This is a genomic window from Methanoculleus sp. 10 (assembly GCF_913757945.1).
GTDB lineage: Archaea > Halobacteriota > Methanomicrobia > Methanomicrobiales > Methanoculleaceae > Methanoculleus.
In genome coordinates, this window is the sequence record NZ_CAJYDP010000008.1 from 21,007 (window position 1) to 33,216 (window position 12,210).

At 64.2% G+C, this 12,210-nt stretch carries 11 protein-coding genes; 3 read left to right on the forward strand and 8 right to left on the reverse strand.

All coding sequences use genetic code 11. The annotated features are described in order from the left end of the window. Nucleotides 1-188: 188 nt before the first annotated feature. Entirely contained in the window at nt 189-713 is a 525-nt protein-coding gene (locus QZ408_RS10140; protein ID WP_292491304.1) for a hypothetical protein, read from the forward strand. A 79-nt stretch (nt 714-792) separates the two neighbouring features. Here QZ408_RS10140 and QZ408_RS10145 read toward each other — a convergent pair whose 3' ends face one another. Next, nucleotides 793-1,245 (reverse strand): hypothetical protein, encoded by a 453-nt coding sequence (locus QZ408_RS10145; protein WP_292491306.1) that lies wholly within the window; start codon nt 1,243-1,245, stop codon nt 793-795. 160 nt (nt 1,246-1,405) lie between these two features. Between QZ408_RS10145 and serS the strand changes: the two genes are divergently transcribed. Beyond that, nucleotides 1,406-2,683 (forward strand): serine--tRNA ligase, encoded by a 1,278-nt coding sequence (gene serS / locus QZ408_RS10150; RefSeq protein ID WP_292491547.1) that lies wholly within the window; start codon nt 1,406-1,408, stop codon nt 2,681-2,683. Between the two features lie 49 nt (nt 2,684-2,732). On the opposite strand, the gene QZ408_RS10155 is transcribed toward serS, so the two are convergent. The 3 genes from QZ408_RS10155 to QZ408_RS10165 all read right to left on the reverse strand — a co-directional run bounded on the left by QZ408_RS10155 (nt 2,733) and on the right by QZ408_RS10165 (nt 6,589). Continuing rightward, nucleotides 2,733-4,796 (reverse strand): PAS domain S-box protein, encoded by a 2,064-nt coding sequence (locus QZ408_RS10155; protein WP_292491307.1) that lies wholly within the window; start codon nt 4,794-4,796, stop codon nt 2,733-2,735. A 162-nt stretch (nt 4,797-4,958) separates the two neighbouring features. Continuing rightward, nucleotides 4,959-5,660, reverse strand: a complete 702-nt coding sequence (locus tag QZ408_RS10160) for an ABC transporter permease subunit (protein ID WP_292491308.1) — start codon at nt 5,658-5,660, stop codon at nt 4,959-4,961. Next, nucleotides 5,657-6,589 (reverse strand): ABC transporter ATP-binding protein, encoded by a 933-nt coding sequence (locus QZ408_RS10165; RefSeq protein ID WP_292491309.1) that lies wholly within the window; start codon nt 6,587-6,589, stop codon nt 5,657-5,659. The genes QZ408_RS10160 and QZ408_RS10165 overlap by 4 nt, the downstream gene beginning before the upstream one ends. A gap of 311 nt (nt 6,590-6,900) precedes the next feature. On the opposite strand from QZ408_RS10165, the gene QZ408_RS10170 reads away from it, so the two are divergent. After that, the gene (locus tag QZ408_RS10170) at nt 6,901-8,175 is read left to right on the forward strand and encodes a solute carrier family 23 protein (RefSeq protein ID WP_292491310.1); all 1,275 of its coding nucleotides are present in this window, start codon (nt 6,901-6,903) and stop codon (nt 8,173-8,175) included. A 582-nt stretch (nt 8,176-8,757) separates the two neighbouring features. On the opposite strand, the gene hisB is transcribed toward QZ408_RS10170, so the two are convergent. Genes hisB through QZ408_RS10190 form a run of 4 tightly spaced genes read right to left on the reverse strand, consistent with a single transcriptional unit; the run spans nt 8,758 to nt 12,176 of the window. Then, nucleotides 8,758-9,342 (reverse strand): imidazoleglycerol-phosphate dehydratase HisB, encoded by a 585-nt coding sequence (gene hisB, locus QZ408_RS10175; protein WP_292491311.1) that lies wholly within the window; start codon nt 9,340-9,342, stop codon nt 8,758-8,760. Continuing rightward, nucleotides 9,329-10,048, reverse strand: a complete 720-nt coding sequence (hisA, locus tag QZ408_RS10180) for a 1-(5-phosphoribosyl)-5-[(5-phosphoribosylamino)methylideneamino]imidazole-4-carboxamide isomerase (protein WP_292491312.1) — start codon at nt 10,046-10,048, stop codon at nt 9,329-9,331. The genes hisB and hisA overlap by 14 nt, the downstream gene beginning before the upstream one ends. 4 nt (nt 10,049-10,052) lie before the next feature. After that, nucleotides 10,053-10,946, reverse strand: a complete 894-nt coding sequence (gene hisG / locus QZ408_RS10185) for an ATP phosphoribosyltransferase (protein ID WP_292491313.1) — start codon at nt 10,944-10,946, stop codon at nt 10,053-10,055. A gap of 27 nt (nt 10,947-10,973) precedes the next feature. Further along, complete coding sequence (locus QZ408_RS10190) at nt 10,974-12,176, reverse strand: methionine adenosyltransferase (RefSeq protein ID WP_292491314.1); 1,203 nt, start codon at nt 12,174-12,176, stop codon at nt 10,974-10,976. Nucleotides 12,177-12,210: the final 34 nt, after the last annotated feature.

The window sequence follows — 12,210 nt, forward strand, 5'->3', positions numbered from 1 at the left end:
GGTAGCTCGCGCGTTGCCGCGGAAGTTCGCGAAGCCCGGTGCCTGAGTACTTGCAACTTCCTTCGTGACAACGCGCGAGATCGCATCGTTGCCAGGTGTCAAAATGAGCGAAGTACTGCCTCGCGTGGAGCGCGTCAGGCGATAAACCGGTGCGCTTATGCCGGCGTACGCAAGAGTTAGGTGAACACATGGATCCGATCATCGAAGAGGGATACGCCCGGCTCCTCGAGACCCTCGGGGAGCTGCAGGCGAAGAAGGAAGAGTCGGCCTCGAAGGTTCAGGAGAATGCAGGGGCCCTCCTTGCGCGGATGGCCGCCGATACGGCGCCGGTCGTGGGGCGGATCGGCCTCGATATGCTCCGGCGCGCAAAGAGAGAGGCCTCCGGGGAGCTTTATGAGCAGGAGTATTACGAGAAGAAGATGATCGTCCTCGGCAAGACCGATCCGCTTCCGTATCGCCCCGACGATCCGACGAGACCCGTCGATACCCAGATATGCGTCCTCGGTGAGGATGGGAACTTCTTCGAAGTGATGTACACGACCACCGAGATCCGGATCGACTCATACCTCGCCCCCATGACGCCGGAAGAGGCGTTCGACGTCTACGGCTACGACCTTGCCGTCATGCTCTACCGGGCGCTCTACGAGTATGCCGGGAAAGAGGAGGAACTGATGGCCGCACTCGCGCGGACGCTCGATTATCTCGCTTCCTGAAAACCCCTTTTCTTCGCGATTATCGCCGGCGCCGGCAGGGTGCCCGGCAAGGAGCCCGGGCGCCCCTCACCCCGCCCTCTCACCGCTGGTCAAAGAGCGGGAACATCGGTTCCGTCGGGTCGCGCCCGGCCGTGAGCGCCGTGAGCGGATACGAGCGTGTGTGCTTCCGGCCGGCGGCGTTCTCGTAGGTCACGACCGCTTTTGCCTCGGATATCATGGACGGAAGGCCAAAGCCGGACTCTTCGTCCGGTTCGAGCGATGGGATATCGAACTCGATGTTGATCGGAACGAGGGCGACATGGATGTTCTGCGCCGCTGCGGTGCCCGTGTTGGTGACGACGACCTCCCGGGCATCCGCCGAGAGGTCTGCGGTGACGAGCGGGTAGCTGCCGGTCTCTCCCATGATGTGGAAACTCATCAGGAGGACGAGCACGAAGACCAGTGCGATGAGGGCGAAGAAGACGTCGATGAAGAGCAGCCCAAGCGTGATGAGGCCGCCCACCATCAGGATGATCTTCTGGTTCTTTTCCATGCTCAATGAGTTAGCGCACCGGGAATTATAAGAGTAGGTTTCGGGCCGGGGAGGCATGGTGCGATCCCGGGCGTTCTGCCCCGGGGTCGCCTGCACTCAGTTCTCGCAGAAGGGCAACACGACCATATACCGTCGTGGCGAAGTACTACAGAGAGACAGCATGCTTGAGTTGAAGTTCGTTCGTGCGCACCCCGAGATCGTCAGGGCAGACCTCACCAAGAGAGGAGATACCGGGAAGCTCGCCTGGGTCGACGAGGTGCTGGAGATGGACAGGAGGGCCCGGGAACTCACCGTGGCGATCGGCGACCTGCGCAACCGGAGAAACGTTATATCCCGCGAGATCAGCCAGGCGAGGAAGGCCGGGAACGATATTGCAGGGCTCCTTGCCGAGGCGGCGGACCTTCCCGCACGGGTCAAAGAGGCGGAGACGGAGCGCGATGCACTCACCGAAGCGGTGAGGTGCCGCCTGATGCGGCTCCCGAACATCCTGCACGAGAGCGTGCCCGTCGGCAAGGACGATACCGAGAACGTTGAGATCAAGCGGTGGGGCGAACCCAGAATCCCGACGTTCGACCTGGAGAACCACGGCGCGCTCGCCGTCGAGCGGGACTGGGCCGACTTCGAACGCGCGGCGAAGATCGCCGGGTCCGGGTTTTATTTCCTGAAAGGCAGGCTCGCCCTGCTCGATATGGCGCTCCAGCGGTTTGCGATGGACCTTCTCGTCGAGCGCGGCTACACCCCGATCATCCCGCCGTACATGATGAACCGGGCCGCATACGAGGGCGTGACCGACCTTGCCGACTTCGAGAACGTCATGTATAAGATCGAAGACGAGGACGAGTATCTCATCGCGACGAGCGAGCACCCGATGGCCGCGATGTACAGTGACGAGATCTTCGAGGAGAAGGACCTGCCGCTCCGTCTTGCAGGCTTGAGCCCGTGCTTCCGCCGCGAGATCGGGGCGCACGGGATCGATACGAAGGGACTCTTCCGGGTCCACCAGTTCCACAAGGTGGAGCAGTTCATCTACAGCACACCGGAGCAGTCATGGGACCTCCACGAGGAGCTGCTCGCGAACGCCGAGGAGGTCTTCCAGCGGCTCGGCCTCCCCTACCGGATCGTCTCGATCTGCACGGGGGATATCGGGACCGTCGCCGCAAAGAAATACGACCTCGAGGTCTGGATGCCGCGCGAGGAGCGCTACCGCGAAGCGGTCTCGTGCTCGAACTGCACGGCCTACCAGGCGGTCAGGTTGAACATCAAGGTGCGCGATCCGACCGAGTTCACGTCGAAACGCTACGTGCATACCCTGAACAGCACCGCGATCGCGACGTCGCGCGCGATCCGGGCGATCCTCGAGAACTACCAGAACGAGGACGGGTCGGTCACGATCCCGGAGGTCCTCAGACCGTACCTCTACGGGAGCGAGACGCTATAGAAGGGCCGGCAGCAACCTTTTCCGGCAGGTGCGGGACGCCGGAAGATAATCACTTTTTTCGCAACCCGGCTATCTCACCCACCAGCATCCCGTAGACCCGGCGCTCCTCGGTGACGTCCTCGTAGGTAACGTACTGCGTCCCGTCGGAGATCTCGACGGGCGAGAAGCGGATCACCTTCTCCTCCCCGTCCCTGCACCGGATGGAGAACGTCCGCGGGCGGGGCCGGCCGGGGCCGGCCTGCTCCCGGTCGGTCTTCCAGGCGGCGATCGCTTCGCGGCGCTGCGTCTCGTCGGGGAACGCCAGCCGGAACCAGTTCTTTCCGGTGGAGATATCCTCGAGCGTATACCCGAAGAGGTCGGTGAACGCCCGGTTGATATAGGTATAGCGGCCGTCCGAATCGATGATCGCAGCGGCAAACGGTGAGAAATCGATGATATCCCGGAATCGTCGCTCGCTCTGGAGGAGGTTCGCTCTTGCACGGCGGCGCAACAGGGCGACAGAGGCCTGATTGGCGAACGCCTCAATGACTTCCCGGTTTGCGAGATCACCCGGTCGGGTGAGTTTAATCATCATGCACCCCGAGATACCCTCCCTGCAGGAGAAGTTCCTCCCAAACCCCCTGCCGAGCCCGAGTTCTGTCTCGGCCTGCACACAGCGCTCTCCGGGGATCTGGTGAAAGAAAGTATCATAGAGTGAAGGGCTCTCAAAGATCCTGTCCGTGGATACGCCAGAGCCCGATAAGAGCATCTCACTGAGAGGAAAAGGTATGCCGATAAGCTCAGTCCCGATAACACCCTGCAGGCGATCAATCTGCTCTCTGTCTCCCACGACCGCCCTGAACCTGATCTCCCGCTGCTCTGCGTCCAGAGTGCAGACAAAGATGATGCTGCCGGGAGTGAGATCATGGAGACGATCTCCGATGTAGTGATAGATGTCGACGGAATCGTCCATCTCGATGAAATCCATCGCAGTCCGGGAGAGGAACAACAGGTTCCGGACCTGCTCCTGTTCGCGCGCGAGGCTCTGCCTGAGTCTGTCGTCGGCGATCTTTCTATCGATTGCGATTGCAGCCTGTCTGACGAATGCCTCTATGAGTCCCCGGTTCGGCAGTTCAGTGCCCGCCTGAATGCTTATCCCGACATCTCCCACGATTCTCCCCCTGGAGACGAGGCCCATCAGGTAGGTGTCGATGCCCCCTGCAGCCTCCTCAACCTGCTGGCAGTTCTCCTCAGGGACCTCCATGTGCATGAGCCTGTAGAGGGGAGGGGCCTTGACAAGTTTCAAGTGACGGATGAGCTCTGCCGTATCAGCTTTCGTGATAGGAAACGCCATCCCCTCCACCTTCATTCCTACGAACTGCTCCGTGACCGCGATGGCAACAGGGTTTCCGACGACGCTTTTTAGAACGAGTATCTGGTCCGACTCATCGATGATGCCGACCCAGACCAGGAATCCCGGAGCAAGAGTGTATAATTCCTGTGCAACGTACTGGTAGATGTCGTCAGTCACATCCATATCCCTGAAGTCCCGACCAGTCCGCGCGAGGAATTCCATATCACTGACGTAGCGCTTCCGCTCGGTGATGTCCTCAAGGACGAGGGTGCACCCCTTCTCCCCGTCCTCGAACGTCGTCGGGATCGCCTGCATCTGATAGAAGAACTCCCCGTCATCCCGCGCGTAGCGGATATCGGCGATCACCTGCTCCCGTTCGAGCCCCTCGATCACCGCGAGTGCCTCCGGGGTGGAGACGACGGGGAGGGCGGCCTCGCGGATGGTCCGGCCGATCAGGTCCTCTTTCGATTGCCGGAGGTGCTTGAGGCACTGGTCGTTGACCTGGACGATCCGCTGCTCGTTATCGAGGATCAGGATCAGGTTCTTCGTGAAGCAGAGAAAGGCGGAGATCGGGACACGCTGGGCGAGGGAATAGAGTTTCGCGTTCCCGATATTGCGGACGTCGACTTTGCCGGCGATCTGAAGGATCTCAAGGTGTTTTGAGACCGGGCTCCGGGTGACGCCGAGCTGCTTCGCCACCTCGGTGATGGTCATGCCCTTCGGCCGGAACCGGAGAGCACGAAGGATCCGGTTTGGGAGGTCGTGCTCCTCCTGCATCATGGGTGCACACTTGCCCTACCGGTATATCATACATCGGTTCGGGCGAGGGCAGGAAGATGCACCCTCAACTGTAATCCTCCGGCCCCCCTATCCGGGGCAGCGCGATCGCCGATCGGGCGCTGCCCGCCCGGTTTCGGCACCCGCCGCTCTCCCACTCTCACCTCACGGGATCGTCCTGACGATCCGCTCCTTGGTCACCTTCCCGGCGATAAAACGGGCAAGGGCAAGGAGCGCTGCCCCGATAGCTGCGAGGACCGCCTCCGTCGCCGCCGAGATGCCCGGCCCGCCGGGTACTGCCTGCTGCAGCCCGGCGACCAGGAATATGAACCCGAAGATGAGGGCGAACCCGAGGATCTGGTTCTCCCGCATCCCGAGCGCGAGCTGGGCCGCGCCGATGAGCCCGGCCGCGGCGGCGATCCAGACCGGGACGACGATCGCGAGGTGGACGAGGAGCAGGGGCTCGGCGGCGACGGGAGCCCCGGTGAGGCCCGCGACCGTGGCGGCAGTCACAGCAGCCGAGACGAGGGTCATCAGGTAGGCCGGGACGGCGACCCCGGCGGCCTTCCCCTCCCAGAGGCGGCGGAGCGAAATCGGGGCGCAGAGGAGCGTCTCGATGGTGCCGTCCCGCTTTTCACGGAGGAAGGCATCGGCGCAGAAGATGTAGCCCATGAAGACCCCGACCGGGAGGGTGATCGCGGCGATGCCGCCCGCAACGGCCGCAGCATCCCCTCCGGCGGCCGCGGCGATCCCGACGGCCGACATGACCGGAAACCAGACGGCAAAGATGATTGCGGTGATGAGGATGCTCCGGTTCCGGAGGGCGAGCCTCATCTCGCGGACAGCGATGACGCGAAACGTGCTCATGGACCGCCCTCCGCCCGGCCGACGTGTTCCAGGTAGATCTCCTCAAGCGACCTTGATGATCGGCGGACCTCCTCGATCCGGAAGTTGGCGCCGACGAGCGCCCCGACGAGGTCCGGGGTCGCGCCGGGTTCGGCAAGGGTACAGTGAAGGGTGTCGCCGTCCGCGTCGCACCCCACAACGAACGGGAGCGCTCGCGCGACCTCGCACGCACGGGCGCGGTCGTCCCGGCCGGAGAGGGCGACCGTCACAGTCGGGCGATCGGAGGCCGCGGTGAGGTGCGCCACCGTATCGAAGGCCCGGATCCTCCCTCCCGCAAGGATAGCGACCGTCGAGCAGATGCGCTGGACCTCGTCGAGGTGGTGGGAGTTCAGAAAGACCGTCATCTCCTCCCGGCGGGAGAGTTCGAGGATGAGGTCACGCACCATCCTCTGCGCGCCGGGATCGAGACCTGATGAGGGCTCGTCGAGGAAGACGACCTCGGGGCGGTGGAGGATGGCCCGGGCGATACCGAGTTTCCTCTTCATCCCGGTCGAGAACGTCCCGACCAGGTCGTCCTTTCGATCGGCAAGATCGACAAGCGTGAGGAGTTCGTCGATCCTCTCCGCCGGATCGTCGACGCCGTAGAGCCCGGCGTAGTAGGTAAGGTTGCCGGCGGCGCTCATCCGGTCGGCAAGACCGTTGTTCTCGAAGAGCACCCCGACCCTCCGGCGCGCGTCGTCGTCGACGGCAAGGTCTCTTCCAAGAACCCGGACCTCGCCCGCGCCGGGAGTGAGCAGACCGAGCAGGACCCGGATGGTGGTGGTCTTCCCGGCCCCATTCGGGCCGAGGTAGCCGAAGACCTCCCCGTGCCCGACGGTGAACGAGACGTCGCTGAGGATATCGCGGCCGTCGAAGGACCGCGAGAGCCCCCGGACCTCGACGGCGTTCATGCCCGCCGCCTCCGCGCGGTGCCGGAGTTGATACAGAGTCCAACCGCATGACCGGGTGAAACCATGAAGACTATTTTCCGGCCGCGGGCATCAAACCACCGGTTTTCGATGAGAATGGCCGTGCGGCAGTATCCCGGGCCTGCCCTTATACGGTGAAGAATGGGGAGAACTCGCCCCCTTCGCCCCGATCGGCCCTCCTCTCGCCAGAATGGGAATTGTTATAGACCCCGGGACAAAAAAGACTCAATATAGGCCGGAACGCCCTTCCGGGCCCCGCTCCCGGGCCGGCAGTTCCGCCAGGAGTTGTTACAATGGAATTCACCTATGGTATCGATGACCGACCAGAACCAGCGTCCCTCCTCATCTTCGGCCTGCAGTGGCTTGCGGTGAGCGTGCCTGCCATCCTCATCATCGGCAAGGTGGTGGCCGGCCTCTACGGGGGGTCAGCCATCCCCTACCTCCAGAAACTCTTCCTCCTCACCGCCCTGGTGCTGCTCGTGCAGTTATACCTGGGCCACAAACTCCCCCTGGTGATCGGCCCGGCAACGGTGCTCCTGATCGGTGTCCTCGCAAGTCTTGATGCGGGGTTCGGCGCGATCAATGCATCGGTACTCGTCGGCGGGCTCCTCCTTGCCGGGCTCGCGGCAGTCGGCCTCTTCAGGCACCTCAAGAACCTCTTTACGCCCCGCGTGATCGCGGTCGTCCTCATGCTCATCGCGTTCACCCTCGCCCCCATCATCCTCAACCTGATCACCGATGGCAGCGGCACGGTCCCGGCGACGCATACCTTCCTCTTCGCCCTTGCATTCGCCCTCGTCCTCTTCATCGCAAACGGCCTCCTGAAAGGGATCTGGAAATCAACCCTGGCGCTCTGGGCGATCATCCTCGGCACCCCGGCCTACATCGCCCTCTTCGGTGCGGTCCCCCTGCCTCCCGCAGGTACCGCCCTCTTTGCGTTCCCCGGAGACCTGCTCGCGCCGCTCGCTGTGCCCGGAGCCGGGATCCTTGCAGCATTCCTGATCTGCTACCTCGCGCTCGCCACAAACGACCTCGGGTCCATCCAGTCGGTGGGCGGCCTCCTGAAAGCAGATAAGATGAGCGAGCGCGTAAACCGCGGGATGACCGTCACCGGTCTCGGCAACGCCGCGGCAGGCCTCACGGGAGTGATCGGCCCGGTGAACTTCTCCCTGAGCCCCGGGGTTATCGCCGCCACCGGGTGCGCGTCCCGGTTCGCCCTGGTCCCGGCCGGCGTCGCGCTCGCGCTCATGGCCGCATCGCCCCTTACCATCGGGTATCTCGGCAGCATCCCGGGGCCGGTCATCGGCGTCGTCCTCGCCTACGTCATGGCCGCCCAGATTGCGGCGGGGCTCATGCTCGGCCAGGAGAGCAGCGCGGTCCGGACGTTCGACGAAGGGCTGATCGTCGGGATCCCCCTCCTCCTCGGGACCGTGGTGGCGTTCCTGCCCCCGGCAGTCGCTGCAGGGCTCCCGGCAACGGTCCGCCCCCTGATCGCGAACGGTTTCGTGGTGGGCATCATAACAGTTCTCGTGCTCGAGCACATCGTCTACCGCCGGCAGCAGAATTAGGAACAGGGTCGGGCGGCCGGACCTCTGCGGGGATTATCTATATGCTCTCCCTGGTAGTCCCCACCCCGCAGGGGATACCCATACTCCTCTCCGGCATCCCACCCCGCCCGCGCCTTCGGCACTGCTCCGCCCCCCGGGGGCAGGGGCAGTCATGACGATAGCCGGCGGGAAGCCGTGCCCGGGAGCAACGTTGATAGTCGTTTCCTGGACGGCCGGGGTGGCAAGCCCGTGCCTGGCTCTTTCCCCGACTCGCCCCATGCACTGGACCGTGGTGGATATCGCCACGGGGAGGGCCGACGGGGGGGGAACTTGTTCCCCCCTGTCTCCAGCTCTCCAAACACCTTGTTTCTTGTCGATCCGGCCCCGGCCGGCCTTTAGCCTCCCTGCCCCGCCCCCCCGAACCGGGGCAGTGCCCGGGCGCTGCCGATGGAAAGCCGTGGGGCCGGTGAAACCGCCGGCTATCGCGAATCGCCACAACAGATATGACGACGTATTCTCACGCAGCGCCGGGAAGAAGGACGCCGGCGAATGTTCCCGCGCGAGGCCACCCTGCGGGGCTACGCCCCGGGCCGCCCCCCCGGCTCAGAGCGTCCCCTTGGTGCTCGGCACGTCGCCGCCCGCTGCCGGGTCGATCGCCACGGCCGCCCGGAGCGCCCGGGCGAACGCCTTGAACGCCGCCTCACAGATATGGTGGTCGTTCCTGCCCGCGACCGCGATGTGCGCGGTGATCCCGGCATGGTTGCAGAGGCTGTAGAAGAAGTGCTCGATGAGGTCGCCCGGGATGCCCCCCGGTCCCGCCGGCGAGAAACCGCCCTCGAAGACGAGATACCCCCGCCCGCCCACGTCGAGCGCCACCCGGGCGAGCGCCTCGTCCATCGGGACCGCAGCGTCGGCAAACCGGGTGATCCCCCGCCCGTCGCCGACCGCCTCCGCAAGGGCCGTCCCGAGGACGATGCCGATATCCTCGATGGTGTGGTGGGCATCCACCGCGATGTCCCCCGCCGCCCGGACGGTGAGGTCCATCCGACCATGCCGGGCAAACGACGTGAGCATGTGGTCGAAGAACGGTATCCCGGTATCGATGGTCCCGGCCCCGGTCCCGTCGAGGTCGAGGGAGAGTCTGATATCGGTCTCCTGTGTCGTCCGGCAGACCTCACTCCTCCGCATGCGCCGCCCCCAGGACATCCGAAAGCCGGACCTTCCCGGCATAGAGGGCCGACCCGAGCACCGCGCCCGCCGCTCCGGCCTCACAGAGCACCCTCACGTCTTCGGCGCTCGATATACCTCCCGATATGACGACCGGGACCTTCACCCGGCAGAGAAGGTCCGTCACGGGCGTAAGCGCGATCCCCTGCTGGAGCCCCTCTACGTCCACGTTCGTGTAGAGAAGCGATCCTGCGCCGAGACTCTCGAACCGCTCCGCCCAGGCGAGGTAACTCCCCGCCGGGCGCTCCCACCCCTCGATCATCACCTCGCCTCCCCGGGCATCGATCCCCGCCATGACCCGGGCGCTCCCGAACTCCCCGGCAAGCGCCTGGACCGTCTCCGGTTCCCGGACCGCCAGGGTCGAGAGGATCACCCGGTCGACCCCGGTATCGAGCCACCCGGCGGCGTCCCCGACGCTCCTGATCCCCCCGCCGAGCTCGACGAAGGCGTTCGTCTCCCTGATGAACCTCCGGATCAGGTCGGCGTTCTTCTGCGCCCGGCCAAACGCCCCGTCGAGGTTGACGATGTGGATGCCGTCCGCTCCTTCCTCAAGCCACCGGTGCGCCCAGGCGGCCGGGTCGCCGTAGACCGTCGCCGCCTCAGGCCGGCCCTGCACGAGCTGCACGCACCGGCCGTCCAGGATATCGACTGCGGGATAGATCTCCATGCTCTCAGCGTATGATCCGTTCGATGGGCATGACTAATATGTCTTTTGCGCCCGCCCGCTTTAACTGGTTGATCAGCTGGTAGACCCGCTCTTCTTTCACGACGGCGTGAACGGCGACCAGGTTCTCGTCGGATGCCACATCCATCACCGTCGGGCCGGAGAGGCCGGGCAGCACCTTTCTCACGTCCTGAAGGGCGCTTCTGTGGACGTTCATCATCAGGTAACACTGCCCTTTCGCGCGGATGACGCTCTCGAGGGCAAGGACGATCTCGTCGATCTTCTCCCTTTTCACCGCGAGGGCGGCAGGGTTTACCACCAGGACCGTCGTCGATGTGAGAACCTCGTCGATGACCCGGAGATGGTTCGTCCGCAGCGTCGTCCCCGAAGAGGAGAGGTCGACGATGGCGTCGGCGATCCCGAGGTGCGGCGTCGCCTCGCACGCCCCCCCGACGGTCACCACCGTCACGGTGACTCCGTGCTCCGCGAAGAACGAGCGGGTGATCGCCGGGAACTCGGTCGCCACCTTCGTCCCGTCGAGGTCGGCGACGGTTTTGACATCGGACTCCTCCGGCACGGCGACGACGAGCGTCGCCCTGCCGATCTGGAGGTCGAGTACCTGCTCGACCGCCGAGCCCCGCTCCATGACCATATCCCTCCCGGTAATACCGAGGTCGGCAACGCCGCTCGCCACGTACTCCGGGATGTCGATCGGGCGGGCGAAGAGGATCTCCACGTTCGGATCATGAGTCCGGGTGATGAGCCTCCGCTCTCCGCCGTCGACCAGATGGAGGCCGCTCTTCTCGATCAGTTCGTTGACGGGCCCGGCGATCCTGCCTTTGTTCGGGATGGCAAGACGGACGAGCCCGGGATCCTGTTGCCTGAATGGTGATCTGCTCATGAGGTGCGACAACTCCGGACTGAAAGATCAGAAGGTGGAGAGTTCTCCCCTGATGACCTTCTCGGTGATGGTGGTGGTCTTCTCCAGCCACTCGTCGATGATCCCCTCAATATCGGGTTTGATCGACTTGATGGTTGTGCCTGGTTTCGTGAGAATCTGGGCGCTCGCAACGTGGGGCTCATCGATCGGGTGGCCGATCTGGGAGAGGATACGGACATACATCTCCTCGATGCCGTCGACCTCCGCGACGCAGTCCTGTGCGATCCGGGTCGCGAGGAGGTTATAGATCTTACCGATGTGGTTGATCGGGTTCTTCCCGCTCGTCGCCTCCATGCTCATGGGGCGGTTCGGGGTGATCAGCCCGTTCGCGCGGTTGCCGCGGCCGACGGAACCGTCGTCGCCCATCTCGGCCGACGTCCCCGAGACCGTCAGGAAGACGCTCCCGGCGTCGAGATCGTCGGCGGTATTGATCGCGACATTGATCCTCCGGTTCGTGAACCGCTGTGCGACCGCCGCGATCTGCTCGGTCAGGACGTTCTTCTGCTCGATATACTCGGCGATGCCCGGGCAGTAGCGGTCCACGAACGCCATCGCAACCGTGAGGGTGATGGCATCGCCGTCGCGCAGGCACATGATCTTGCAGTCCTGGCCGATGACGGGATACTTCGGGCGGAGCGTATCGTCAAGGTACGCGGCGACGCCTTTAACGATGCTCTCCGCCTCGCTGAACGGCGCGTGCCCGACACCGAACGACGTGTCGTTCGCCCGCGGGACCTTCCCCGAACAGGACCGGAAGACGTCCTGCAGGTCGGTCGATCCCTTCCCCATCCGGCAGTCGACGATGACGTCGCGGTCCATGTTGAGGGTGGGGAGGATCTTTTTGATGTAATTCCGTGCCGCCTCGACGGCGATCGCGTCGGCGGGAATGTTCACGCCGTTGAAGGTCTTCGTGGCCCGACCCGATATGAGGAAATAGATCGGTTTCGTGATCCGGCCGCCGCCGAACTTCGGGAGCGACTCCCCCGCGACGACCTCGCCCTGGTCGGTGTTGTGGTGCAGGACGCTGCCGCACTCCTCGAGGTACGACCTGCTGAGCGCCTGGCTGATCGACTCCGCAATACCGTCCGCGAGGCTATCCGGGTGCCCGAGGCACTTCCTCTCCACCAGTTCTATCCGTTGTCTCTCGATCGGGATCTGGTCAAGCCCTTCTACGCTGATGTTCCTGGTCATCAAATCCACCGTAGTTCTAAAGTATGATAAGAGA